Here is a 25445-nt window from a genome sequence, read left to right on the forward strand (position 1 = left end):
CTGCGGTATTTTGATGACAATGTTTAAATGAAAATCAAATAAAAATGGGTATTGTGACTTTTGAGTGGAACTTCAAAAGAAAAAATACCCATGACGAAAAGGCCGGTTCATGATTTTATCCTTCCCGGCCTCATTGTATTGGAGAAAAAACAGCTTTATGTATATTGACTCCCCCCACATTTTGTTATAAAATACATACAATGCAGGTTCTCATTATTTGATATGCAGACTCATCACCACAGAATGATTATTCTGTGGTTTTTTATCGTCAAAACCAATTTTCATTTTTTCCATGATTTTTTCATACTGGCTGATGCTGGCTGTTACATAAATTCGGGTTGTTTCTATAGAAGAATGTCCCAGTATATCTGCAAGATTAGCCAGGTTCTTTTCAATGGAGTAAAAACATTTCGCAAACAGGTGCCTGAAATTATGCGGAAAAACCTTAGTTGGTTCTACCCTTGCATCCTTACATAACCGCTTCATGGCATGGCATATATTGCTCCGGTCTAAATTCCGCCCGCTTTTTGTCCTGAAAATACATCCGCTTTGTATATTCTGTATCCTGGTATATTCCTTTAACATCCTGACCAGTTTCTTGGGAAAAATAATGACCCGGTATTTTCCCTTCATATATATTTCCGCCTTTCCCAGCTTTATGGCTTCCACGGTCACAAAAGGAAGTTCGCTGATCCTGATTCCTGTTCCATATAAAACAAGCATCAGATAATATAACTGCTTTTTGTTATTTCGGTCCGCTGCTTCCATAAGTTTTTTGTAATCCAGTTCCGTAAGTTCCCGCTTTTCATCAATATAGGCCCGTTTCTGGACTTTTAAAAATTTGACCCGATATTCTTCCAGATCCATAAATCTTAAAAAAACATGAATGGCAGAAAGTTTAACATTCACAGTCTGAGCTTTGTACCTGCCAGTCAGATGCTTTCGGTATAGCAGTAAGTTCTCTTTGTTTAATTCCCTGTCCTGCATAAAGACCAGCATTTCATTGACATCGTACAGGTATTTGTGAATGGTTGCCGCAGCTTTTTCTTCATTACACAGATAGTCCCTAAATTCATCCATACACTCTTTTTGTTTCATAACTTCCTCCGTGAGTTCTGTTGCGCGGTTTCATTTGGTTGGTTAATTCTTAACTCTGCCTTATAGTTTTTCTATTTTAGAGTATTTTCATTCTTTTATATAGGAATTTTCCACATTTACCAAATTAATCCCTTTGTATGGCATGATAAATATTGCGCCTTCCCGCCTGTGGAACGTTACAACATGGAACTGCTGCATATATAAAAATCACCTCCCGGTATGGTCAGGCCGTACCAGAAGGTGATTTTATTTTGAATTTGTTTTGGCATCATTTTGGCAGTCTTTATATGTCGTATGTCAATTTTTTAATATCCATAACGTTAATTTTATTAACGTTTTTTGCATTACATTTGACATCTTTAGGTAATTATTATATAATATAATAATCTTGGAGGTAATAGAATGATGGAAAACAATGTAGTGCGTCTTGTCCAGCTAGAGATAAAAAACATAAAAAATGTAGTACGTGGTGTTATTAACTTGGAACGGAAAAATTCAGAAGACAAAAGAATTGGCAGTATTCTAGGAATTTATGGGCAAAATGGGTCTGGCAAGACAGTAGTGGTTGACTGCATGGTATTGTTAAAATGCCTGTTAACAGGACGCCAGATTCCACATGCATTTTATCAGTATATACGATACGAATGTAAATATGCACAGATTTTATATGGCTTTCAGATAAAAAGGAACGGTACCCTTTCATACACTGAATATGAGGTTACGTTACAAAAAAAGGATGATGATCAGGGTTTTATTGTCAGCGGTGAAAAGTTAAGCAGCAAACGACTCGATTTAGATACCAGAACAAAAATAACACCTGTATTTGAATATGTAAAAGGAAGAAAAGTTTTATTTACTCCGGCAAAATATTATAAAGAATTTGAAAAAGACATTGATTCCATGGTTGCATTGGGAATCGCACAACAACTTTCTGAGAATTTTAATGAAGATAATCAGAAGTCGGAAGTATATTCATTCCTGTTTTCCAGAAAGGCACAGGAGGTATTCTCAAAAGCAGACGGAGAGGCAAAAAAAATTCACGAGATATCATCGGTCCTCCAAACTTATGGGCTAAACGATCTTGCTGTTGTAGAAAATTCCCATTATGGGCTATTAGCGCTTAATATAAAGACGTTTCCCATGAATATAGACTGGCCAATAACCAATTTAGGTAAAACATCGGGAATTATGATCAATATGACCGGAATAAATGTTATTCCCAAAGACTTGTTCCCATTTCTCAAAAAAACAATTGATCAAATCAATGTGGTTTTAAAATCACTGATACCAGATATTGAACTGGAAATTTATCATGCTTTCGATAAACTGATGAAGGATGGTAAGGATGGCGTGCAATTTGAACTGATCACCATAAGGGATACAGCTCGTATTCCTCTTCTTTATGAATCGGCTGGAATTAAAAAAATCATTTCTATCTGTAGCAATTTGGTTGCATGTTACAATCGTGAATCTTATTGTTTAGTAGTTGACGAATTTGATTCCGGTATCTATGAATACCTATTGGGCATGTGCCTGGAAGCAATATCAGAAAAAGCAAAAGGGCAGTTAATCTTCACTTCCCATAATTTACGTCCTCTGGAAGTTTTAGATATGAGTGATTTGATTTTTACCACAATGAATCCGGACGATCGTTATTTGCGTATGTCCTATATTAAGGACACCCAAAATATCCGCCTTTCCTATTTACGCGCAATTAAATTAGGAGGACAGAAGGAAAAGCTTTATCGTGATACCAATATTTATGAGATTGAACTGGCGATGCGCAAAGCGGGAAGGGTAGGGCTGTATGACTAAAAAAATTATCCTGGTTTTAGTAGAAGGTCAAACAGACCAAGATACACTTGCCGTTGTATTTACACGTCTTGTGCAGAATCAGGATGTTGAGTTTGAGGTGATCCGAACGGATTTAACTGCACAGGATAAGATGACCGCCAAGTACATCGAAGCAGCTATACGAGAAGAAATCGATAAATATTTTCGTAAAAACCCCTATCTTATACAGGAAGATATTTTAAAAGTTATACAGTTGATTGATACAGATGGAGCCTTTATACCTCATTCAATGGTCCAACAGTCTAAAGATAGGGTAACATCGTATCATGATGATTATATCGATGCGAAAGATAAAGACCGGCTAATCCGGCGAAATATAAGCAAACGGAACATTGTATATCAACTATACCACCAAAATGAACTGTCCGGCTTTCCTTATGAAATTTATTATTTCTCAAGAAATCTTGAACACGTTATGCATAACGCAAACCAGGAATTAAGTCCAGAGCAGAAAGAGGATTTGGCATTGGAGGCGGCTCTGCGCTATCACGAAAACCCTGAGGCATTTCTACAATTTATCAATGATGAGACTTTTAGTGTTCAGGGAGATTATCAGAAAACATGGGAGTTTATCATGGAAAACGGTAACTCCTTAAAACGATACACAAATCTGGCAGTATTCTTTTATCGTCTGGGGATCGGAATTAAATAGGTTACCACATAAATCTCCGGGAGCTCTTTTTATACGAAAGAATTCCCGGATACTTATTGTTTTTGTTGTAACAGTTCAGGACACCCATTCTCCTGCAGTCCGGAACTGTTACGTTTTTGTTTTAAGCGTATTGAGAGGTGGGTTCCTATCATAAAACACATCCTCATCCATCTCCCCAAGCGGACGTGCTACCAGGGCTGTTCCCACCAGATCGCTCACATTGTCAAGTAATGTATGGGCAGGATCATTCACAGGCCGGATTGCTGCAGGGATGGGAATAAACCCCAAAGGTAAACCGAGCATTTCCAACAAAACAGTTGACGAGATGATGCCCGATCCCTTCACACCGGCCGAGCCAATGGATAGTATGATCCTAAGAAATGTAAATTGGGCGATTCTTCCAATTGAAAGATCGAAACTGTACAGCATGTATTTCCCAAGGGATCCCCCATTTTACATACACCACTTGTGATACTGAAGAATACCAATGGAACAATGAGCATTTTCAGCATTCTTAAAAACGCTGTGGATACTCTAACCTGAATAAATCCGTATTGCTGATAAACTGGTTAAAAATACTCTCAAAGGTACGAATACCGCCTATATTCTGTTTGTTTGGATATTTGTGTTTCACCTTATAACATACCCAGTCCGGCGGCGGATCCTGGATATCATAGATTTGGACATGATAGCTGCCCAAAATGGTTTTTACGCTGCTGAGAGGAACAATGGACCAATACCGCTCATCATCCAAAAAATTGGTCAATGCCGTAACAGAATCGATCTTGATATGAGGGGTAACAGTAGCCGGCCACCAGTAGTCATGCCATTTCATATAATCATATCCCCACGGCTGGAAAATCTCCAGCGAAGGGTCCAGTTCCGATGGGTGGATCTGCCTTGGCTCTCCCGGGCATTGACATGGTTTGATCAAAACAAACTTTTGGCAAAATACAGGTTCTGTGATCAGTTCCGGATAACCGGCATCTGTTGACGCGAACCCGATATCCGCCTCCCTGCTTCTCACCAAATCATATATGACCGGCGTATGCTCTGTCTGTATCCTTACATTTACCTCATATTCCTTTTTCGATATTTCCTTTAGGATTTCGGGGAGAATTGTGGTGATCACACTGTCAATGGAGGCAATGGATAACGCTTTGGAATAGCTGTGTTTCAGCTGCTCCATCTCCTTATGGAGCGCAACCCAGCGCTGGGCAATGGACATAAATTCCTCCCCCCGGATAGTCAGTTCAATATTGCGTTTGCCTTTCTGGCGGATAAATAGCTTATACTGAAGCTCATCCTCCAGCCTTTTCAAACGATGGGTAACCGTGGACTGCGAGACAAACAGATTATCGGCCGCCTTTGTCAGGTTTAATGTATCAGCTGCTGCAAGATATGTTTCCAGGTCGATAAAATCCATATGAACTTCCCCCTTTAACAATGTTATGGATATTATATCGGCGCAGCATCCTGTTTGTCAACGAAACCACGTACGATCCGCTCTTTTCGCACCTTCATGCCTGGCGTCACTTTCTTAAAGGGCTGCGATCTCCTTTGTCACTGCAAGGAACCGTTCAATCTCCTCTTTGCTGTTGCAGTGAAGCGGAGAGACCCGGATCGCTCCATCCAGTCCAAAGGATTCCAGCATCCGTTTGGAATACAGGCTGGATGCCACTCTTTCATAGACGATTACACTGCGTTTTTCATATTCTTTTACCGCGGCAGCATATTCTATATGGTCAAATCCGATTCCAATGATTAGATCCCTCTGTTCCAGGTCAGGATTATCCATAAAGACATGCACTCCTTCCATATGGCGAAGGCCCTGCATTTGCTCCGTACCTTCCAGCATGAGATAAAGAAGGGCGCGCTCCTGAAGCATGATCTTGGTCATACCCTCCACAAACAGTTCTCTCCTGCCCTTTTTTTCCTGGCAGGCTGCCAGGCTGCACACATAATTTACAATTTCGGTGATCATTGCATACTGGGCCGGTGCAGGGCTTCCAAGCTCCCATTCAGTTTTCTTTTTTCCTGCCAGCTTGTGGTGAGGGAGCGCAGAAAACCGGTCAGAAATATATGCTGCTCCGATCCCTCTGACTCCAAAGAATTTATAAGGCGCAAAGGTGACCGCATCCACATCCAGCTGGCTAAAGTCCATTACACCATGAGGTGTGTGCTGCACTGCATCTACTATGATATAAAGGTCCGGCTTTATCGCTTTTGCAGCCTTTATTATTCCTGGAATGTCAAATATGGCTCCGGATATATTGGATGAATACATTACACTTAAGAGACATGTATCCTGATCGATCAATGCCGTAATCTCCGCTGCATCCACTCCTCCCGTATCCGGGTTGCTTTTCGCCACCCGCAATTCTTTTCCTGTTTGATCCGCATAATACCCGGCGGCATCAAAAGCAGAGGGATGCTCCAGTACCGTTGTCACAATATTGGTTCCCGGTATATTTTCCGCAACAGCACCAACCAACTGAAACATTGCCTGGGAAGCGGTCAGGGAAGTGACGATCGCACCTCCTTTTACATTGAATATAGTCCGAATATCATCCTTTCCTGCCTCCTCCAAAGACTGCAGATAAAGGGCCATCTCATGATTACGCTCTGAACAGTCCGGAATCATATCCACCTTCCGGAATCGTTCCTCTGCCTTTTTCAACCGGTAAGAACCTCCTGCATTATCAAAAAACAGCCTTGGGGTTCCATTGGCATCCTCATCCATGTAATAGAACGCATCCCTTACGCGTTTCATTTCCTCGTTGCCCATTAATTTTCCAAATTCCATCATTATTCTTCTCCTCCATATACTTGATTTTTCTTAATAAGATACAGGTAAAGTGGAACCCCTGTAAGTGTACAAACAATTGATATCAGCGCCACAAAGGGCTGATACATGATGGTGGACACCAAAACAAATATCCCGCCAAAAGCCCCCAAAATGGGCACAAGTGGATACAGCGGTACTTTGTACGGCCGTTCACGGTCCGGCCATTTCTTTCTCAATATAAAAATCCCGGCAAACGTCAATATGTAGAAAAACCAGATTACAAATGAACCAATATCGGTAAGTATATTAAAGTCACCGATACAGACCAGCATAATAATAGTGAGGGCCATCAGGAACATTCCGCTGTTTACCGGCATATCGGTTTTTTGATTCAGCTTCCTGAAAAATCCGCCAAAAGGAAGCATATCCCTCAAGCCAAGGGCATATGGAATCCTCCAGCTGGCCCTGACAAATCCGGTCTGTGAACCAAACACGGAAATCATAATTCCAATGGTAATCAGCTTACCGCCAAAGCTGGAGAATAAGATTCCTGCCACATCCGATGCCGGGGTGGCCGTTGCCGCCAAGGCATTCGCCGGAAGGACGCGCAGATAAGCTACATTGATGGCTAGATAGATCAGTGTTACCATGCTTATTCCTCCTACAATGGCCTTTGGCAGATCACGTCCCGGATCTTTCATCTCCCCTGCAATATTGGTAACATTCATCCATCCGTCAGTTGCATAAAGTGTGGCCAGCAATGCGGCTGAGATAGCGGCCCCCAGAGGACGGCCCGGGTCAGTAAACGGGATCAGTTCCACCTTTACCGGGTCCGGATTAAAAAGCAGCCCCGCCACTATAATTAAGATTAGTGGGATAAATTTTAAAAATGTTGCTAAATTCTGCAAAATGTCCGTTGCTTTATTGCCGATAGCATTTACAAAGTTCACGAAAAGTACGATTGCAACAGCAATGGGAATGACCGTATCTTTGCCAAGCCCTAAAAGGTTGGCTGCCTGTGTGGCGCAGATCACAGTGGCTGCCGCAATCCTGACCGGATAAAAAATGATCGTCTGCACCCAGGCAATCAAATATCCCCAAAATTTCCCATATATAGCTTCCATGTACGTCATCATTCCACCGGTCTGTGGAATCAGCGTGCCAATTTCAGCAATGGTCAGCCCCCCTGCCAGTGCCAGGCCGCCGCCAAGCCCCCAGGCAAGCAGTCCAAGTCCTGCGGTCCCTGTTGCCCCAAACACAGCGGTTGGTTTAAAAAACACCCCTGATCCGATGATCGTTCCAATCACCATGATAAATGCGCTGAATCCTGATACTTCCCGTTTTAATTTGTCCTCTTTCATAAGCATTTTCTCCCAATCCATTATTAGACCAGATCATTTCACATGTGAGTTTCTTTGATCTCTGGCTTTACTATACTACGAAAGGATCATGCTATAAAATGAATTATTTATGGTCAAATTATTGATAAATTTCATAATAAAAAATGAAGGATCACCGAAACTCCAGTGATCCTTCATTATCTTTTTTCTCCACCCACTAATTAAAATTACACAAACGCGCCATGGAAATCTGATTAAACCCAAGTATTTCAGCCGCTGTCTTTTTTCCATCTACCACACTTAACAGTTCTCTCATAAGCGACTCCGCCACCTCGTTGATCGTCCTGTTTCCTTTTATCACATCGCTGGCATCAAAATCCATATTATCCTTCATCTTTTGGAAAGTTTGCGGATTTCCGGTAATTTTTATCACTGGAGCGATAGGATTGCCCACCGGGGATCCTAAGCCTGTTGTAAATATGATCACCTGGGCTCCTCCTGCTACCATACCTGCAACAGACGCAGCATCATATCCCGGTGTATCCATAAAGACCAGTCCATGCTTAACCGGACGCTGTGCATAAGCCAGCACCTCTTTAATTTCTGATTCCCCTCCCTTTTTAATACATCCCAGGGATTTCTCCTCCGTTGTTGAAAGTCCGCCTTTGACATTTCCCTCTGAAAGATTGTCCATAAAAAGTGGCTCCCCCACAATCCTAAACTGCTCATTATAATGTTCTGCATAGTCATATAATTCCTGTACCAGCTTTTTATCCCTCATCCTGGATGCCAGAATATGTTCCCCGCCAATGATCTCCCCTGTCTCACTGAGAATGGATGTGCCTCCATACCCCACCAGCACATCGCTTACCCTTCCCAGCACAGGGTTGGCCGCAATACCGGATGTTGGATCGGAACCACCGCATTCCATTCCCAGTATCAGTTCAGAGAGATCAGCCGGAACACGCTTTTCCATAGAGGCAGCCTCAGCCATCTCTCTTGCCAGACGTACTGCCTTTTCCACTGTCTTTACCGTTCCCCCGCATTCCTGTATCACAAGTGTTTCTAAAGGTTTGTTAGTCCTCTCACTGATTGCTGCTTTTAATATATCAATGGATAGGTCATCACATCCAAGGGAAACTGCGATTGTTCCATAGATATTGGGATTTGCGGCAAACCCTGCAACTGTATCCAATGTAATCTGCATATCCATTGGGCTTTGTGCACACCCTGACTGGTTATCAAAGGTAACCGTCCCCTTAACCTGTTCACTTATCATCCGGCAGGTATCACTGGCACACACACTGGCTGGCAGGATCAATACCCTGTTCCTGATGCCATACCTTCCATCCGGCCTTTTATATCCGGCAAACTGCATCTGCTATTCCCCCTCGTTCTTTTTAGTACTCTCAATATTATGAATATGTACATGTTGGCCTCGTCTGATGGTTTCCATGGCAATCCCTATGATTTCCCCGTATTTTATCACATATGTACCTTTGGCAATTCCCCTAACCGCTATTTTGTGATAGATTGGTATATCATCAAGGACTCGCACCGTATCTGCTATTTCCCTTTGCATATACCTTATCAGTTCCTGTTTTTCCATTGGTTTGAGTACCACCGCCACATTATCTCTCTCGTCAATCAGTATTCCATTTACCATACCACTATTTTCTCCTTCTTAATCAATATAAAAGATTTACGATTCCCACTGAAAAGATGGGAAAGTACGTTATAAGCATCAGCCATAAAAAGAGAAGCAGATAAAATGGGATTCCCTCTTTTATAAAGTCCTTCATATTGCATTTTGTCACCCCGCAGGACACAAACATCAGGGTACCAAACGGCGGTGTCAAATCTCCTATGGCAGAATTAAATATAAACATGATCGCAAACTGTATCTCATTGATTCCATATGCCATTGCCACCGGTGCCAGAAGAGGGACAAGTACGATCATTGACACATTTCCTTCCACAAACATGCCAACAATTAAGAGTAAAATATTTACAATCATAAGAAACACATATTTTTGATGGATCGCAGACAAAATGATCTCTGTCAAATGCTGTGGAACCTGCTCCTTTGTTAAGATCCATGAGTATGCCGAAGCTGCCCCTATGATAATAATGATGGAGGATGTTGTTGTGACCGTTTCTTTTACTCCCTGGATAAAGTCTTTCATATTCATTTCATGGTATAAGACACCAAGAAACAGCGCATAAATAATTGCAACAGAGCCGGCTTCTGTCGGCGTGAAAATGCCCATGCGGATCCCCCCGATAATAATGATCGGCAGGCACAAAGGCAATACCGCTTCCTTAAGCGCATGTAAGAATTCCTTACCCGTGATCCCCTTTGTCCGTATGGGAAGATAGCCTCTCTTCTTAGAAATCCCATGGACAAGTATCATCTCTGATATACACAGCATTGCTCCAACCCCAAGGCCTCCGATAAACAGCTTTCCCACAGAAACATTAGCAATGGAGCCGTATATGATCAGCGCAATTCCCGGTGGGATCAGAGGCGTGATCATAGCTGAAAAGGCGGTCACCACAGTTGAAAATTTAAGTGAAAACCCCTTGTCCACCATGGTGGGAACAAGCATTTTTGCTTCCATTGCCGCATCTGCAAGGTTGGAGCCGGACAAGCCTCCCATCAATGTTGACAGAAGGATGTTCACCTGCGCCAGACCTCCGACCATGCCTCCGGTAAGTGCTTCACAGAAATTCATGACACGTTTGGTCACACCGGAATAATTCATAAAAATACCGGCACAGATAAAAAAAGGAATTGCCAGCATAGGAATGCTCTCGCATCCTGCAATGACCCGCTGTGCAAATATCTGCGCATTGACAGAAGGGGTCATAAGAAAATAAACGACCGGTCCGGACATAACTGCTGCCAGTACCGGAACTTTCAGCAGCAAAAAGAATAATACCGCTAATGATGCGAGCAATACAGGGCTACTCACCGTTCTCCCTCCTTTCCCTGTAATGACGTATAGTGACAATTGTATAATCAATGACCATCAGGACACAACCAATGGGTATCACTGTATACAGCAGGTCATATGGCACATGGAGAATACTTGTCACCTTCCCGGTTTTGGCCATCTGCATCAGCAGCCTGTTGGACTGCCAAAAAAGAAACACCAGCACAACACAGGTCACAATATATGCACCAAACTCCACGATTTCTCTAACCTTGCGCGGAAATGAATCCACGAAGATATCCACCGCCACATGACTCTCTGAAAGGAAGGCAGCTCCTGCCCCCAGATAGGAAAGCCATAAAAAGCATCCCAATTGTATTTCCTGCTGCCAGACAAAGGGCGCATTAAACAGATATCTCATGATCACTCCTAAAAATGTTACCAGAACAAGCACACCTCCTATAATTCCAGCCAGGATCACATCTAAATTTTTAAAAATCGTCCATATAAGGATCTTCCTATTCTTCATTTATACCTCCTTAACCGGGACAGCCCCGTCTAATATTACTGAGCCAGGATGTCCTGTATAGTCTGGTACAGACCATCTGACCAGTCTTTTGTCACCTGGGGATCTTCATAAAAAGCCTTTGCCTTTTCCTTAAATCCTTCCATCACATCCTGATCAGGCACTACGATCTGAACTCCTTCATCCTCAAACTGTTTCGTATACTCATCTTCCATGTTGCTGCTGATCTCATTATTATAAATCCCAGCCTCTACGCACGTCTGGGTCAGCCATTGCTGCTGATCCTGGTTCAGTCCGCTGTAGATGTCCACATTACATATTAATGTGGAGAAGTCCTTGACATGTCCGTCCAATATAAGATACTTGGCCACCTCCTGGAAACGGCCATTGTACAGTGTGCTCAGAGGATTCTCTAACCCGTCAATTACCTTTTGCTGCAATGATGTATATACCTCGCTTAAAGACATGGGCGTGGGTACGGCCCCCAGTGCGGAAAAACCTGCAATCTGGATTTCCGTATTGGGAACACGGATTTTCATGCCCTTTAGATCCTCTACGGTTTGTATTGGCTTTACACTTAATGTATGGCGGTCCCCGTACATCCAGTTGGAGGCAATCGTCTTTATCCCATATTTCTCCAGTTTCTCGCATTCTCCAATGTACCAGTTGCTTTCTGTTACCTTCCACACATCTTCCCATGTGTCAAACATATATGGGCCAAACATGATTCCAAAATCCTTTACACCCCGGTCTGCATAAAATCCCGGATCCGCTAATGTAATTATATTTTCACCAGCAATGATCTGATCGATCATCTCATCCTGCGTTCCCAATTGACCAGATGGAAACAGATCAATACGCATGGTCCCCTGGCTGGCTTCCCCCAACAGTTCCGCCCAGCGATTTGCCGCTAGATCAAAGGGCTCCCCCGGGTTATTTTCATATGCCAATTGTAATACAATGGTTTCTTTCACTTCTTTTACATTCTTTTTTTCCTCTGCTTTTACACCTGCCTTAATATCTTCTTTTACAGTTTCCTTTCCATTCCCCCGCTTCTCTCCTGATGTGTTTCCGCTGCATCCAACACACCCCGCCACCAATAACATAACCAATACAAAACCCGCTCTTTTCTCTAACTTATTCATAAAAACCCCTCCTGTGTAATAATTTCAATATTTACTATATATCACAATATTTACAGTCTTTCCCCCTCTCTTCTTTCTTTTATAAGACTAATATATCGCTCGGGCTCCATTATTACATTATTATTTCAGCCATGTATTTGTTTATATCGGACATTTTTAAATAATAAAAAAATGAGGGATGTCCCTCATTCTGTCAACATCAAATGTTTATTTCACCCGCTGAATGTCCCCCTTACCTTTCCTGTACATAACTGGTGGAATTCCATATGTCTTTTTAAAAACCTTGCTAAATGATGCCAGATCAGTAAAGCCACAGTCACTGCTTATTCTTGTAACAGAAAAGTCCGTTTCCAACAAAAGTGCGCAGGCGTGGTCCAACCTGCATTTTATAATATAGGACATGGGTGTCCGGCCATATATCTTTTTAAACAGCCGCGTATAATGCCGTTCCGACAAATGGGCAATGTCAGCCAGCTGACGTATCACAATATGTTCCACATAGTGGGTTTCCAAATACTCCATGCTTTCCTCCATATTGCAAAAGCTCTCATGGAGTCCGGTTTCCTTTGGCAGATAGCGGCTGGAAAGAAAGATCATCAGGCAAAAGAAATACTCCCGGACAATCACATCATATCCCAACTGTCTTTTCCTGAACGCTTCCAGAGTCAGTTCGCACAGCGCCTTTACAAATTCCAGATCTTCTCCCCAAACACCCATTGTATTTGTAAACAGGTGCCGATACCTGTAATACGGGGAACTGATAAAAAAAGACTGCATTCCTTTCAGTTTCTTTAACTGCTTGTTCATGCTCAGAATTCTGTCAACATCAAAGGAAAAAATATAGTACTCCGTCCCTTCTTCTTGTAAAAAGCAATGCTTAAATCCAGGTACAAGCACTACTACGCTTCCAGTTTCCACCGGTATCCTCAGATTCTCTACCACATGCACGGCTTTACCTGCAGTAAATATGATCATCTCCGTATATTTATGTACATGGATCTGATCATTTAACTGTGCAGCATTTTTCTCCATATAAAATTCAGAATTCATAGCTGGGAATTCCTGTATCTCACAAATCTCCATTCATACCCTCCCCTGACCAGCATTTTCCTATAAGGGTACATGTCTCATTACACTGAGCATAGTACAGTCCCTGGTGAGTGTCAATTAAGTATACTGTCCCTGATATTACATATTCTGCCTGGCTTTTTTATGGACACAACAAAAAAGGCTGTTCCCGCCGCATCAAGGCCAGGAACAGCTCTTCATAAACTTCATCACCCATCAAACAAACTTAGTCTGATTCATCAGCGGATGTCTCAACCGAATGGCCCCCTTTACAGGGCACGCCATCACACAGGAACCACAGTAGTAGCATTCCCCCGGATACATCACAATGGGATGCTTTCCCTTTTCCGGTGAAGGGATCATAATATCCACCTGACAGACGGACGCACACTGGTTGCAGCCAATGCAGAGCTCCTGGCAAAAGGAAAGGGGCTTAACACTGCATGACACGGGCTCTGCCCGAAACTCAGTCTTCTTCATATGCCCATGCCTCCTCCTTTATATAGTCCTGGTTGCAGGCCTCATACTGGGACTTTACGTCCCCGTAATACCGCTTTGGTACTCTTCTGCTGCAGATCTTTCCGTCCTCCTGGCAGATGGTGATAAAGCACTGGTCCTCCTGTGGATCCATCTGGGGATAATCACTGCGTTCAAAGCACAGAGGCGCTGAGCTGGATTTTCTCAGCAGACAGGCATTTAAGATCAGCTTGCACACTTCCAGGATATCCATCACCTCGTGGGCGCGCATCAGTTCATGGGGATTGGCACAGGAAAGGGCGGGCACATATTCCTTTTCATAACTTTCCAAAAGCTCCAGCCCCTGCATCAGCAGCATATCGTTCTTTACGCCGCCGCAGTAATTCTGCATGGCCTTGGAGATCGCCTTGTTAAGCTCCCTCCAGTCCATCCCGTCCTCCACAAAAAGAGGGGCGTAAAGCCGTTCCTTTTCCCGGTTCACATCCGCCCGGTCCGGCGCCGTAAGCTCCAGGGCGCTGCTGGCAGCTGCCGCTTTCCTTCCCGCGTAATAACCGGTAGCCGCTGCAAAACCACAGCAGTCCGAAGCGTAAAGCTGGTCACCTGCCGCATAAAGCCCCTGGATATTGGTCTGCAGATCCCAATCATGGAAAATCCCTCCCGGCGCTCCAAACAGCTGGCGCTCCTGGGCCAGGAAGGCGGCGGACTGCCATCCGGTTCCATAGGACTGGAGACGGTGTTTTGCAGGGTCAAATCCGCGCTCTGTGAAATTCTCCAGAACAGGGATTTTTGTCTTTCCTTCCTCCCCCACCATCATGCCCCAGATCACCCGGCGCTCCTCATCCGGCATCCGGCTTAGATCCGCATAAAAAGGCAGCTGGTATCCCCGTTTCATCAGCTCCTCAAACTCCAGTGTCTCGGGTCCGCGGTATTCATATTTGGGATTGTCGATCACCCCGCCTTTCAGGAAGAATTTCTGCCCCTTGGCAGGATAGTACCGCTCTTTTACTGTTTTCAGTTCCTTTCCGTCCCTGTCCACATAAGGGATCTCCACTCCTCTGGCATCCACCATGGTGGCCGCATACCAGGTGTTATGGTTATTTCCCGTGCTGTAGGGAGGGAAACTCCTGCCCGCGGCTGAAAATTCCCCCTGCACGGATTTCTCCATCATGGTGAACTCCACTCCCGCCCTGTATCCCATGGCATGGCCGCTGCCAATACTCTGGGTTGGACGGAATTCGCTCAGTCCCACCTGATCGGAATCAAAGAGCCAGATCCTGGCCGGACGGGACATGGCAAGAATAGTGGTCCTGGCGCTGAATACCAGGAATTTTGCCGTATGCACATTCATGCCCATGGCGCCGATACAGCGCCTGGTTCCGTTTTCCTTTGCTGTCAGCAATGCCGTGGCCTCAGTCCTGTCATAGATCACCACTCCCAGGCGCTTCAGTTCCTTATAGAGTGCAGGCTTGAAGGTGCTTCCCCACACCCGCACCGTGAACTTATTCTCATAATCGTAGGCAAACATCAGGCCTGTTTTTTCATCCCGGAAATCCGCCCCCGCAAACTCCCCCTGTGTATCCCTGATCTTACCTCCAAAGGACTCCATGTCCTTAAGTCTGTGCCAGCCCTCCTGGCACTCTATGTAGTGGGCGATCCCGTTGCTGTACCCGTCCTGCTCATCAATGTAGGCATTGGCAATCTCCTCTGCCGTCACCTTGGAACAGGGATTGGTACAGGCGGACTCCCAGTGGTCAAAGCCGCTTCCCGCAGCTCCGCTCCTGACCGTTGCCCCTTTTTCCACCAAAACCACCTTTTTTCCTTTTCTGGCAGCTGCTATGGCTGCATAACAGCCCGCGATTCCGCCGCCCAGGACAAGGACGTCCGCAGACACCTGCTCCTCCTGGTCCATCTCATTGGGATAAGGCCATTTAAAATCCGACATATTACCTCTTTTCCGTGCCCAGAAACCGGTCCTGGTCAACTGTACACAAACTAATTTTTTGCTTTCCGGTCAGCCATACTGAATAGGATCAGGAAGGCTGCGGAAATCAGATACGCGATCATCAGTGAAAGATCCGTATTCATTTTCCCGTAAAGGGGGCCGGGTATACCAAATAAGAAGGACACCACTCCCACAATACCGCCGGCAATGGCAGCTGCAAACGCACCCTTTCTTGTGGCTCCCTTCCACACCAATCCGCCCAACAGGGGGATCAGAAGGCTTCCCATATAGGGGTAATTAAATATGATCATGGCATCCAGGATGTCCGTCATATGAAAGGCAAAAAAGATGCCTGCCAGGCTGCCCACAAATACAGTTGCCTGGGAGATCAGCTTGGACTTTGGAAGGTCATCCAGATTATCCACCTCGGGATGGAGGAATTTGTTATAAAAGTCCCTTGCAAAGGAAGCTCCCATGGACAGGATCACACAGTTGGCGCTGGACATGGCCGCTGCCAGGATGGCTGCGATCACGATCCCTGCCAGCACCGGCGGCAGGACTCCGGTTGCCGCTATGGTAAAAATACCGTCCGTAACGCCGGGGAACAGGCTTCTTGCAGCCACGCCGATGGTGGAGCAGAATCCGCCTATGATGATGACCAGGATACCGCCTATGATACAGCCGATCCTTGCGGTCTTTGCATCCTTGGATGACTGGATCCGTGAATAGGCATCATAGGAAACAGAGATGGACAGCAAAAAGGGAAGGACCAGATACACGAACCTTGAACCCATTCCGGCAGGGATAAAGGGAGTTGCAAAGATCTCGCCAACACTTCCCCCGGCTCCCACATACCGGATCAGGATCGCCACTGCCAGGATGGGTACGCCCACTGCGATAATGGCGGTCTGGGCCACATCAGTCAGCACAACGCCCCACATGCCTCCCACCGTGCAGTAAATCAAAATAACCACTGCTGTAACCACAACCCCTGTTTTAAAGGGGATCCCGAAACCGGCCAGAATACCGCCTGAAGCCAGAAGCTGGGCAATGAAGATTCCCAGAAGGCTGGGCACATTACTGATCCAGGCCCACAGACGTATGGCCTTGCTCTCCCCATATCGCTGGGCAAAGTAATCCAAGGGAACATAACCTTCCTGTTCCCTGAGTTTTTTTGTGGTGACCAGTCCTGCGATGATCAGGCCCCCGCCGCATCCAAATGCATAATACATACCGGGCCATACCCCCAGGTCATAGCCGTTGGTGGCGCTGCTGAGCACGATCCCCACTCCGATCTGTACTGCTGCCAATGTTATGGCAGTCATGGTCACATTCAGCTTTCTTCCCGCCACCAGATAATCAGACGTTGCCTTATTCCTTCTTGCTGCAATGACTCCTATGAGAACCATTGCAGCAAAGTAGATGACACAGACAATTACTACAATTTTTTCCTTTTCCATACTCCATTTCCTTTCTTTTTCACTTTAAACCATTAAAGCCCATGTGTATTCTATCACTAAAGGCAAGATTTGGCAATATGCATTTTGCAAAATGCAAAATAATATGATAAACTGGATCATGATCAAACATTTTTCTATGTGAAAGGCAGTAAACCATGGATTTAAAAAAGACTTTATCCGAACAGATTTATGAAATATTGAGAAATGATATTCTTACCCAAGCCATCCCCTGCGGCTCCAAACTGACCCTTAAAATCCTCCAGGAGCGTTTTCAGGTCAGCTCCACTCCTATCAGGGAAGCACTGACCCGGCTGACGGAAGAACAGCTTGCCTCCTACTATTCCAATATTGGTGTTTCCGTGGTCAGCCTGGATGAACGGGATGTAAAGGAAATCTACCAGTTCATGGGGGACCTGGACAGCCTGGCTGTAAGCTACGCCTCCCTCTATCCCGACCAGGAACCCATTCTGGGAGAACTGCGGGAGAACCTGTCCCTGATGGATGCCTGCGGCCTGTCCTCCCCCAAATGGCAGGATCTCTCAGACCGTTTCCACCTGATCTTCTATGATTATTGTCAGAACAGCCGCCTGGTCCATTCCGCCCAGCGGATGCGCAGCCAGATGTCCATCCTGGCCTATCAGTATGAAAAACAGGCCCCAAAGCAGGACCTGATCTTAAACGAACACCATATGATCTTCCGTTTATACGAGGCAGGGGATCACCAGGGGGCCGTGGCCATGATGAAGGAACACCTCAGCCATTCCCTGGAATTTGCCCGGGAAATGCTGCATAGCCCGGCCTGATCTGTACCGGCAGTACTGACCTGCTTTTCTCCGGCCGGTGTTGACCTGATCTTCCCCGGCCGGTACTGACCCGCTTTGCCCCGGCCTGCTCCGTACCGGCTTTGGCCTTGGCCTGTCAGGACAGCCGGGCCCTTGCGATCTCCGCACACCCTACGATCCCCGGTTCCTCCAGGCAGGCGGGCTTAAACAGGATATCCTGAACCGCCTCAGGAACCAGGGCTTTATATTTATGGACGACCTCATCCAGGAACAGGTCCGATGATTTCATGCATCCGCCGCCCAGAACAAACACCTGGGGATTGATCACCATGGAAATAGCGGCAAACATTCTCGCCAGACCGGTGGTCATCCGGTCCACGATCTCCCTGGCCCGGTCATCACCCAACGCAGCCAGCCGGAACACCTCCCCCGCATCATTGATCCTGGGGCTAATGCCCTTTTTTCCCTGTTCCAATACCGCGCTGCCGCTGGCACATCCTTCCGCAGCCCCGGGAGCCAGTCCCCTGAAGGATCGATCCCCTTCCTCCACCAGGATACTCCCCACCTCTCCGGCAAAGCCCTGATATCCCTGGATAATATTGCCCTTCCAGATATATCCGCCTCCGATTCCCGTGGAAATGGTCACGTAATACATGGATTCCACATTCCCTTTGCAGCCGTGGATATATTCACCAAATGCCGCTGCATTTGCATCGTTTTCCACAAATACAGGGATATTCCACACATGCTCAATGGAGGTGATGAACTCCGGGGCCAGCATTCCCCCCGGCAGATTGGTGGCATGCTGCAGGGTTTTATCCGCCATGATCACTCCCGGGAAACACATTCCGGCTCCCTGTATGGGATACTCCTCCATGATCCTGCTTCCCATGGCTATGATCTGTTCCCTGAGCCTGTCCGCATCCGCCGCATCCTTTGTATATGATTCTCTCAGTGCAGCCACTGTCCCGTTCCGGTCCACAGCCCCCGCACGTATCTTGGTCCCGCCCAGATCGATCCCCATCCAGTACTCCATCAAATCCCTCCTATGAAAACAGGACACTAACAGGCGAACCTCACCTGACCATGCCCTGCAAACCACATCCGCTAAATTGTGTCCATATTACCACAATTGTCCCCCCTGCGTCAATCCCATAATGCCCCCATTCCGGGCTGCCGGCAGTCTCCAATCCGGTTATTGCAATTTCTCATAAACCCGGTTACAATGTATCCTTAAACAGGGCGGTCTTACGTTCCCCCGCTGTCATCCCCGCCCTATCCACTGCCAAAAGGACGGTTCCATGAATACCATCAGATACATTACCCTCAGTGGACAAGGGCACACACGCCCCAACTGACGTTTCCCGCTATAATTCTGGCGAAATGATATCCTTTGTGGTTCCTCTTTATGTTGGAAACACCACCATCGGCGCGGTTGGAATGGATATAGACTTTGATGCGGTCAAGGACATGGTGGATGCCACCAGGGTCTATGACACCGGATACGCCTTTCTCACAGATGACCAGGCAAATGTCAAGAGGAATTGCCGTGTACAAAGAACATGTGGATCTGACGGTCAGTGATGTATTTAAACGTGCGGACGAGGCCATGTATCAAAATAGGTTAATGATGAAGGAACGAAAACAGGCAGAGGACAGCCCCTCTGCCTGACGGTGTCACCCCAGGAAAAGAGCTGTCCTATCCTTGCCTATCCTCTTTTTTGGGGCAGTTCCTCGGGTATCTCATCTTCCGGAACCAGCACTGCCATATTTTTATCCTCATAATACCGGAACCCGGCGCCGGTTCCCTTTAGCTCCTTAGCTGCCGCGTATTGGGTGCCATCGATCACAGCCGCTGTCCGCACCGCAGCTCCGAACCGTTCTTCCAGGTATTTACAGGCTGCATACATACATCCATCTCTCTTAACCACCAGCGGATAGCTGAGTCTTCTGTCCACGCCGTCCTCCACGATCTCCAGGGACTGGGGCACAGCCACTGTCTTACGTACCGGCGGCTCATTTTTTAAATACCTGTCCAGAAATGTCATCACTCCCTCCACGATTTCCGGCTTCACGCCATAGGCCCCGTTTGTGTTACAGAACATATAGCAGTCCACGCCGTACGAACCCATACGTTCAAACGTCCTGTAGGTCTGCCGGTTGGCAATATCCACCCGCATCATCCCCACACCGGAATACAATGCCATGGGCGGCGTGTCCGGACCTATGTGGTTAATGGGGCTGGCCTGGTATTCCAGCTTTAACAGCTGTTCCATGTGCCCGTCCTCTGCCCTTCCTTCCCCGGACTCCCGTTCTTCCCGGTAGCTGCGAAGCGCCTTTAACCCTTTTCCTTTTCCCTGGAAACCGATCACTGCCGCGGCAGGCCCCGTGGGTCCGTCCGTATTTTCATATTTTTGCTTTTTCACAGCGTCTGAGGCATCCATGTATTCCTCCAGAAGATCCGGCCCCATGGACAGCAGATCGGTCCATCCATATCCTGCCACGGCTGCCTGTATCCGGCTGGAAATTCCTGCATTTCCTCCAACAGTTCCTTCCAATTCAGGACAACTGCCTGTCACTGCCAGAAGAAGGGCCGCGTTGCCGCCCAGAGACTGTCCGCTGGCTCCCAGCCGTTCTCCGGCAATCCCCAGCCAGGCGGCGTGGGCCCTCACGTAACGGGTGCATCCCTTAATGTCATGGAGATAATCAGGGAAGGGATTGGATGGATAATTTCTCATATCGATCCCGATTACCGTGTAGCCCCGTTTCAGATACTCCACCTGCTGAACTCCCAGTTCTGAGGGAGTTCTGCTGTAGCCGTGAAGATACAGGATGCAGGGCGCGCCCTTCTGCCCTTCCTTTATGGTGTTCCAGGTAAATTCCTCCAGACATAAGGTTTTTACATCCGGCATATACAGCTTCTCAGAGTCAGGCGCCACCGAAACCCGGTCCACTACCAGATGGCGTTTGGCCGGAAATGGGATAACTGCCTTTTCCCCGCCCTGATAATCTTGAAGAATCCCGTTCCTCTGAGGCAGTCCTTCCATTTCAAATGCAAACCCTGCGCCAAAATATGCCTTCCCTTCCCTGATCTCCCAGAGGGCTTCCCGAGCCCCTGACTCATATTTCTCCCATGTACCATTATAGTACACATACATATGATCCCGGAAAAAATACAGGGTTCCCGGCCCATTGTATTCTCCTTTTGAGATCGTTCCGTTATAGACATTTTCTTCCCTCTCAATAAAAGGGATTCTCACAAAGGAGGGATGCTCCCCGCCTTGATACAGACTGATAACCGGCAGGTCCTTCTCATCATACATGGGATGCTGAAATGACTTGGTATCCGCACAGGTTATGGTGATACGTACCCTGCTTCCTTTCTGGAACCTATAGGCAATAGGCTCAATGGCAAACTGGAGATGTACCGGCTCATTCATCCCCTCCTCCAGGCATCGATCCCTGTCCGCCTGCATACAGGGGTGGTAAACAGCGCCGGACTCATCCCATGCCCTTCGGGGAGCGCTGGTCCGATGGGAAGCCCTCAGGCATCCCATGGAAATGTACCTGGACTGCCCATCGGGGAGCACCTCCTCCAGATAAGCGATAAAGTCCGCATCCCTGTGAGTACATGCCACCCACAGATCAACAGATGTACAGCCCACGATCTCATTGTCATACCGTTCAAACAGGGGCGCGCTTGTAAAGGTCAGCCCCTTCTCATCCACCCCCGGCGCCATATTCCCGTCCCAGGTCATATGCATCCGGTCAAAGGAAGCGCCGTCCCCATTGTCAAAGACCTGAATAGAAGTATCCACCTTGTAGCTGACAGACGATTCGGTTGCCGGCCGGTCCAGGGAAAGGGACCCGTCATTTACAGAACAACAGGTGCCTGATGTTTCCGTACACAGATAAAGGGTGGCCGGCCGGGCATTCTCAACAGGCCAGGTATCGCTGCATCTCCACCGCTTCTTTTCCTGTGCGCCCAGGGTATAGTAAATAAACGGCGGCCTTTCCCCAAACCCATTGGGTATGCCCTTGAGAAGGTAATCAAACCATTTTCTGTGCTCGGCGCAGAAATCAAAGTTCCCTTCGGGAAAGCCCGATACCCCTGAACGGCTCTGCCTGTGGTCCCAGGGTCCCACAACAATACTCCCGCCCCACTCCTTTGCAGCCATCAGCTGTCCAAAGGGGCCTGATTCCAAAAAACCGGCAAACTGGTGGATTCCCACCCGGTTTTCCCTGAACACATCTATATCTGTTACCGGTGGTATGGTGATATTTGTCTTTTCCCCGTTAAAATTGGGATTGTTGTCATCCCGGCACATGTTCTCCAGAATCAAGTGTCCCATAAAGGAGCGATTGTTTCCAAACTGATCCTTCTCATACGCTTCATAGGCCTGACTTCCATCCTTGTCCCCATCCACAGGAGCCACTTTTTCAAGTAACTCCTCCTTTGTCTTTTTTCCTCCCCCGTCCGTACTGCCCGACAGTTTCCTTTTGGGAATGGCGGAAACGCCATTGGGATAATCCTGATAATAGAAATCAGGATTGGAAACCACCGGCGTGATTCCTTTTAAAACACTGCTTGGGGCTGGCCTGGTCACAGCCGCCGCGTACTGGATCAGCCCCCGGTTGGAACCGCCATAAGTAACGGCCTGCCCATCGCTCCACTCCTGCCCTCCGATCCAGTCCAGCAGTGTATTTACATCCTTTCGATTCTCAATGCTGGAAAAACTGTCATTCACTCCAAAGGAAGCGCCGCATCCCCTCATCTCAGCTATGACTCCCACATAACCATAAGGAACACAGTCCCTTATTATATTGACCCCGTTCACCTCATTAGGCTCTCCAAACCTTCCGCCCCTGGAAAGCAGAACAATGGCCGGGAATCTTCCTGTTACAGCCCCTCCCTGTTCATCCGCGGGACGCACTACATCTACGGCAAGCCTGGTTTTATCAAAACCCTCCACGTACAAGGATTCCTTTGCCCATCCGCTGTATTGCGGCTCGCCAAAACCTTCATATTTTCCTGGTAATGAATTTTTTATCATTCTGACTGTCTCCTGCCTCTCTATTTTCTGAATTGGATCCATTTCTCCCCCTGGATTTTCCCCATCTGCCGGCGCCATCCGCTCATCTGCCGCCCTATCCGCTTATCTGCGGTGCCAACCGCCCAACAGCAGGCCGCTGTCACCCATTCAACGGCAGCCAGGTGTACATAGCCTGTTTCAGTTCCTGGTCCCAGTAGATAAAATCGTGTTTTCCGATGCCGTAGGATGTGGTGATATCGATTCCCAGGGCCCTGGCAAGTTTTTCCAGTTTCTTACAGGCCCCATAAACAGGGGCATCCTGATCACCCACGCAAGCATAGACCCGTGGCATGGGCACTCCCTTTTCAGCCGCCTGTCTCATAAGCCAGAAAATGTCATTAGGGCTTCCCATCACCTGGCTCAGATCACCGAAGACCGCCTCCACCGGTCTGATGTCCAGTTTCTTTTTATAGTGTTCCAGCCTGGGCTCCATGTCCACTCCACCGGAAAAACTGATCACATGGGAGAATGTCCCCGGGTAGGTAAAAGCCCATTTCATGGCGCCGTAACCGCCCATGGATGCGCCTCCCACAAAATTGTCCTCCCTGCTCTGTGACAGTGGAAACATGGTCCGAAGGGCAGGCATCATCTCCTTTTCCATGTAAGTCAGATTCTTCTCCCCCACTTCCCAGTCCGAGTAATGTCCCACGCCTCCGTCCGGGCACACCACCGCTATACCGCAATCCTCCGCATACATCTCGGCCTTGGTAAAGCGCATCCAGGCCGTCTCATCCCTGCCATACCCGTGAAGCAGCACCAGGGTCTTATAGCGGCGGTTTTTATCAAATTTTTCTTCATCTGCCATATGTAAAGACTGCTTTTTAGAAAAGGATGGAAGAAACACGGAAATCCCTACTTCCCTTCCCAGCACCTTTGAATACAATTTCAAACTCTCTATATAAGCCATCTCTAACCTCCTGAAATCAGATGTGTACTCTCGGAATTTCCTGGTACACAGATTATAATAAAACGCCAAACAGTGAAAATAAACCCATCTGTGCGGCGGCAAATGTGAGCACCGGGATCACCAGTGCACAAAAAATCATCCGGTTAGCCAATTCCTCCTTTACCACAGGGTCCGGGCACCCTGCAATGGTAAGTGCGCCTCCCGTGGAAAAGGGTGAGACCGCGGTTGCAAGTCCGCCAAAGAAAATACAGGTGTAAAGCATGATGGGGTTTAATCCCAGACCCTCTGCCAGATGCGGCACCAATGGGTACATAAGGGGCATGACCGTGGAGGTGGAGCTGGAAAAAAAGCTTAGGAAAGCTGCCAGCATCACCAGCACCCCCGGAACCATCACTCCCGGTATGTTTTCCGACAAAAGAAGAGAGATACCATCCACCAGGCCTGCATTTACAGATACCTTGATCAGCATATAAACACCTGCTATCATCACAATGGTGTGGATGGGTATCTGCCGAATCACCTCTTTTTCCGGAGCCAGCCTCATCACAGAACAGGCCAGTGCCGCTGCCGCCATTACTGCCTGTGGCCTGCAGATCCCGGCCATTGTCTTCCAGAACATGCCGTGGAAATATGCCTGCATTATTTCCGGCACCACCATAAACGCAAAGGATATCCCCACCACCGCCACGGTCCTTTGCTGCACCGGTGTAAATGCCGGTGCGCTTGCGGGACAGCCCGTTCCACGGCGGTATCCCTTAAAATACAGATAAAAAAGAAGGATAACAAAAATACTCATAATGGTACAATTAATCCAGATATAATTCCCCATAAGGCAGGCATCCCCTGCCCTGGCCCCATTTTCCATCATCAAGTTTTTACTGATCACGCCTCCGTACCCATTGTAGGGATTATTTGAGCCAATAAGATTGCCAAAAGCAATGCACACCGCTGTCAGCACCGGATCAATTCCCGAAGATAAGGCCATGGAAAATGCAAACGGCCCAATAATCGCCGGCGTGGAAGCCCCTGCTCCCAATCCTCCCACCACCGCGCACACCAGCGCAATGGCCCAGGGTATCACGGGGGTCCTGCCTCCCAGCAAAGCCAGCATTTTCCTGCCCAGCACTTCCATGGTCCCGTTTAATGTGGCATAGTTAAAAAGCAGAGCAATGGAAATAAGGTAAAACACTATATTTACCGGCCAATACCCAATCACATCATCCACCGACATGTCCAGAAAAAAGTATCCGATCACAAAAGCAAATACCATTGCGATCACACCTGTATTCAGTTTTAATCTCCACCCCACGGCCACTGAAACCACAATACCGGCCAGACATACTGTCAATGCCATAAAAAAGTCCCCTACCTTCCCCT

22 protein-coding genes are annotated in these 25445 nt (G+C 47.1%); 4 read left to right on the forward strand and 18 right to left on the reverse strand.

The window, feature by feature from the left end; genetic code table 11:
* Positions 1–213: 213 nt before the first annotated feature.
* Positions 214–1098, reverse strand: a complete 885-nt coding sequence (locus HMPREF9469_RS20405; RefSeq protein ID WP_007866132.1) for a tyrosine-type recombinase/integrase — start codon at positions 1096–1098, stop codon at positions 214–216.
* A 402-nt stretch (positions 1099–1500) separates the two neighbouring features.
* Between HMPREF9469_RS20405 and HMPREF9469_RS20410 the strand changes: the two genes are divergently transcribed.
* Together HMPREF9469_RS20410 and HMPREF9469_RS20415 are read left to right on the forward strand one after the other, a co-directional pair.
* Positions 1501–2913, forward strand: a complete 1413-nt coding sequence (locus tag HMPREF9469_RS20410) for an ATP-binding protein (protein WP_007866135.1) — start codon at positions 1501–1503, stop codon at positions 2911–2913.
* Positions 2906–3604 carry a hypothetical protein gene (locus tag HMPREF9469_RS20415; protein WP_007866138.1) on the forward strand — a complete coding sequence of 233 codons (699 nt, stop codon included), beginning with the start codon at positions 2906–2908 and terminating at the stop codon, positions 3602–3604. The genes HMPREF9469_RS20410 and HMPREF9469_RS20415 overlap by 8 nt, the downstream gene beginning before the upstream one ends.
* 108 nt (positions 3605–3712) lie before the next feature.
* On the opposite strand, the gene HMPREF9469_RS34095 is transcribed toward HMPREF9469_RS20415, so the two are convergent.
* The 13 genes from HMPREF9469_RS34095 to HMPREF9469_RS20480 all read right to left on the reverse strand — a co-directional run bounded on the left by HMPREF9469_RS34095 (position 3713) and on the right by HMPREF9469_RS20480 (position 17286).
* Entirely contained in the window at positions 3713–4033 is a 321-nt protein-coding gene (locus HMPREF9469_RS34095; RefSeq protein WP_007866140.1) for a cation:dicarboxylate symporter family transporter, read from the reverse strand.
* An 85-nt stretch (positions 4034–4118) separates the two neighbouring features.
* The gene (locus tag HMPREF9469_RS20425; protein WP_007866143.1) at positions 4119–5030 is read right to left on the reverse strand and encodes a LysR family transcriptional regulator; all 912 of its coding nucleotides are present in this window, start codon (positions 5028–5030) and stop codon (positions 4119–4121) included.
* Between the two features lie 114 nt (positions 5031–5144).
* The gene (locus HMPREF9469_RS20430; protein ID WP_200895107.1) at positions 5145–6413 is read right to left on the reverse strand and encodes an aminotransferase class V-fold PLP-dependent enzyme; all 1269 of its coding nucleotides are present in this window, start codon (positions 6411–6413) and stop codon (positions 5145–5147) included.
* Positions 6413–7753, reverse strand: coding sequence for an APC family permease (locus tag HMPREF9469_RS20435; RefSeq protein ID WP_007866148.1), 1341 nt, complete (start codon positions 7751–7753; stop codon positions 6413–6415). Before HMPREF9469_RS20435 ends, HMPREF9469_RS20430 begins: the two co-directional genes overlap by 1 nt.
* 196 nt (positions 7754–7949) lie before the next feature.
* Complete coding sequence (locus tag HMPREF9469_RS20440) at positions 7950–9110, reverse strand: UxaA family hydrolase (RefSeq protein WP_007866151.1); 1161 nt, start codon at positions 9108–9110, stop codon at positions 7950–7952.
* 3 nt (positions 9111–9113) lie between these two features.
* A complete protein-coding gene (locus tag HMPREF9469_RS20445) occupies positions 9114–9398 on the reverse strand; it encodes a UxaA family hydrolase (RefSeq protein ID WP_007866153.1) in 285 nt (94 codons plus the stop codon).
* 22 nt (positions 9399–9420) lie between these two features.
* Entirely contained in the window at positions 9421–10707 is a 1287-nt protein-coding gene (locus tag HMPREF9469_RS20450) for a TRAP transporter large permease (RefSeq protein WP_007866159.1), read from the reverse strand.
* On the reverse strand, positions 10700–11197 hold the full coding sequence (locus HMPREF9469_RS20455; RefSeq protein ID WP_007866169.1) for a TRAP transporter small permease: 498 nt from the start codon (positions 11195–11197) through the stop codon (positions 10700–10702). The genes HMPREF9469_RS20450 and HMPREF9469_RS20455 overlap by 8 nt, the downstream gene beginning before the upstream one ends.
* 35 nt (positions 11198–11232) lie before the next feature.
* Positions 11233–12339 carry a C4-dicarboxylate TRAP transporter substrate-binding protein gene (locus HMPREF9469_RS20460; RefSeq protein WP_007866172.1) on the reverse strand — a complete coding sequence of 369 codons (1107 nt, stop codon included), beginning with the start codon at positions 12337–12339 and terminating at the stop codon, positions 11233–11235.
* Between the two features lie 207 nt (positions 12340–12546).
* Positions 12547–13389, reverse strand: a complete 843-nt coding sequence (locus tag HMPREF9469_RS20465; RefSeq protein ID WP_157140323.1) for a helix-turn-helix domain-containing protein — start codon at positions 13387–13389, stop codon at positions 12547–12549.
* A gap of 234 nt (positions 13390–13623) precedes the next feature.
* Positions 13624–13887 carry a 4Fe-4S dicluster domain-containing protein gene (locus HMPREF9469_RS20470; RefSeq protein WP_007866178.1) on the reverse strand — a complete coding sequence of 88 codons (264 nt, stop codon included), beginning with the start codon at positions 13885–13887 and terminating at the stop codon, positions 13624–13626.
* Complete coding sequence (locus tag HMPREF9469_RS20475; protein WP_007866187.1) at positions 13874–15826, reverse strand: FAD-dependent oxidoreductase; 1953 nt, start codon at positions 15824–15826, stop codon at positions 13874–13876. Before HMPREF9469_RS20475 ends, HMPREF9469_RS20470 begins: the two co-directional genes overlap by 14 nt.
* Before the next feature lie 50 nt (positions 15827–15876).
* Entirely contained in the window at positions 15877–17286 is a 1410-nt protein-coding gene (locus HMPREF9469_RS20480) for a sodium:solute symporter family protein (protein WP_007866202.1), read from the reverse strand.
* A 155-nt stretch (positions 17287–17441) separates the two neighbouring features.
* Between HMPREF9469_RS20480 and HMPREF9469_RS20485 the strand changes: the two genes are divergently transcribed.
* A complete protein-coding gene (locus HMPREF9469_RS20485; protein ID WP_007866204.1) occupies positions 17442–18089 on the forward strand; it encodes a GntR family transcriptional regulator in 648 nt (215 codons plus the stop codon).
* Between the two features lie 115 nt (positions 18090–18204).
* Here HMPREF9469_RS20485 and HMPREF9469_RS20490 read toward each other — a convergent pair whose 3' ends face one another.
* Positions 18205–19104 carry an ROK family protein gene (locus tag HMPREF9469_RS20490; RefSeq protein ID WP_007866206.1) on the reverse strand — a complete coding sequence of 300 codons (900 nt, stop codon included), beginning with the start codon at positions 19102–19104 and terminating at the stop codon, positions 18205–18207.
* Positions 19105–19617: 513 nt separating this feature from the next.
* On the opposite strand from HMPREF9469_RS20490, the gene HMPREF9469_RS33375 reads away from it, so the two are divergent.
* Positions 19618–19740: a hypothetical protein gene (locus tag HMPREF9469_RS33375; protein WP_270289348.1), complete on the forward strand. Its 123-nt coding sequence runs from the start codon at positions 19618–19620 to the stop codon at positions 19738–19740.
* 37 nt (positions 19741–19777) lie between these two features.
* On the opposite strand, the gene HMPREF9469_RS20500 is transcribed toward HMPREF9469_RS33375, so the two are convergent.
* From HMPREF9469_RS20500 to HMPREF9469_RS20510, 3 genes are all read right to left on the reverse strand, one after another.
* A complete protein-coding gene (locus tag HMPREF9469_RS20500) occupies positions 19778–23122 on the reverse strand; it encodes a CocE/NonD family hydrolase (protein WP_007866209.1) in 3345 nt (1114 codons plus the stop codon).
* A gap of 139 nt (positions 23123–23261) precedes the next feature.
* Complete coding sequence (locus tag HMPREF9469_RS20505; RefSeq protein WP_007866211.1) at positions 23262–24068, reverse strand: alpha/beta hydrolase; 807 nt, start codon at positions 24066–24068, stop codon at positions 23262–23264.
* A 52-nt stretch (positions 24069–24120) separates the two neighbouring features.
* Positions 24121–25422, reverse strand: coding sequence for an SLC13 family permease (locus HMPREF9469_RS20510; RefSeq protein ID WP_007866213.1), 1302 nt, complete (start codon positions 25420–25422; stop codon positions 24121–24123).
* Between the last annotated feature and the right edge of the window lie 23 nt (positions 25423–25445).

The organism is [Clostridium] citroniae WAL-17108 (assembly GCF_000233455.1).
GTDB classification, from domain to species: domain Bacteria; phylum Bacillota; class Clostridia; order Lachnospirales; family Lachnospiraceae; genus Enterocloster; species Enterocloster citroniae.

Bases quoted from the DNA above. Each gene is read 5' to 3' on its own strand.
- HMPREF9469_RS20405 (WP_007866132.1), bottom strand. From the start codon at position 1,098: ATGAAACAAAAAGAGTGTATGGATGAATTTAGGGACTATCTGTGTAAT.
- HMPREF9469_RS20410 (WP_007866135.1), top strand. From the start codon at position 1,501: ATGATGGAAAACAATGTAGTGCGTCTTGTCCAGCTAGAGATAAAAAAC.
- HMPREF9469_RS20415 (WP_007866138.1), top strand. From the start codon at position 2,906: ATGACTAAAAAAATTATCCTGGTTTTAGTAGAAGGTCAAACAGACCAA.
- HMPREF9469_RS34095 (WP_007866140.1), bottom strand. From the start codon at position 4,033: ATGCTGTACAGTTTCGATCTTTCAATTGGAAGAATCGCCCAATTTACA.
- HMPREF9469_RS20425 (WP_007866143.1), bottom strand. From the start codon at position 5,030: ATGGATTTTATCGACCTGGAAACATATCTTGCAGCAGCTGATACATTA.
- HMPREF9469_RS20430 (WP_200895107.1), bottom strand. From the start codon at position 6,413: ATGATGGAATTTGGAAAATTAATGGGCAACGAGGAAATGAAACGCGTA.
- HMPREF9469_RS20435 (WP_007866148.1), bottom strand. From the start codon at position 7,753: ATGAAAGAGGACAAATTAAAACGGGAAGTATCAGGATTCAGCGCATTT.
- HMPREF9469_RS20440 (WP_007866151.1), bottom strand. From the start codon at position 9,110: ATGCAGTTTGCCGGATATAAAAGGCCGGATGGAAGGTATGGCATCAGG.
- HMPREF9469_RS20445 (WP_007866153.1), bottom strand. From the start codon at position 9,398: ATGGTAAATGGAATACTGATTGACGAGAGAGATAATGTGGCGGTGGTA.
- HMPREF9469_RS20455 (WP_007866169.1), bottom strand. From the start codon at position 11,197: ATGAAGAATAGGAAGATCCTTATATGGACGATTTTTAAAAATTTAGAT.
- HMPREF9469_RS20460 (WP_007866172.1), bottom strand. From the start codon at position 12,339: ATGAATAAGTTAGAGAAAAGAGCGGGTTTTGTATTGGTTATGTTATTG.
- HMPREF9469_RS20465 (WP_157140323.1), bottom strand. From the start codon at position 13,389: ATGAATTCTGAATTTTATATGGAGAAAAATGCTGCACAGTTAAATGAT.
- HMPREF9469_RS20470 (WP_007866178.1), bottom strand. From the start codon at position 13,887: ATGAAGAAGACTGAGTTTCGGGCAGAGCCCGTGTCATGCAGTGTTAAG.
- HMPREF9469_RS20475 (WP_007866187.1), bottom strand. From the start codon at position 15,826: ATGTCGGATTTTAAATGGCCTTATCCCAATGAGATGGACCAGGAGGAG.
- HMPREF9469_RS20480 (WP_007866202.1), bottom strand. From the start codon at position 17,286: ATGGAAAAGGAAAAAATTGTAGTAATTGTCTGTGTCATCTACTTTGCT.
- HMPREF9469_RS20485 (WP_007866204.1), top strand. From the start codon at position 17,442: ATGGATTTAAAAAAGACTTTATCCGAACAGATTTATGAAATATTGAGA.
- HMPREF9469_RS20490 (WP_007866206.1), bottom strand. From the start codon at position 19,104: ATGGAGTACTGGATGGGGATCGATCTGGGCGGGACCAAGATACGTGCG.
- HMPREF9469_RS20500 (WP_007866209.1), bottom strand. From the start codon at position 23,122: ATGATAAAAAATTCATTACCAGGAAAATATGAAGGTTTTGGCGAGCCG.
- HMPREF9469_RS20505 (WP_007866211.1), bottom strand. From the start codon at position 24,068: ATGGCTTATATAGAGAGTTTGAAATTGTATTCAAAGGTGCTGGGAAGG.
- HMPREF9469_RS20510 (WP_007866213.1), bottom strand. From the start codon at position 25,422: ATGGCATTGACAGTATGTCTGGCCGGTATTGTGGTTTCAGTGGCCGTG.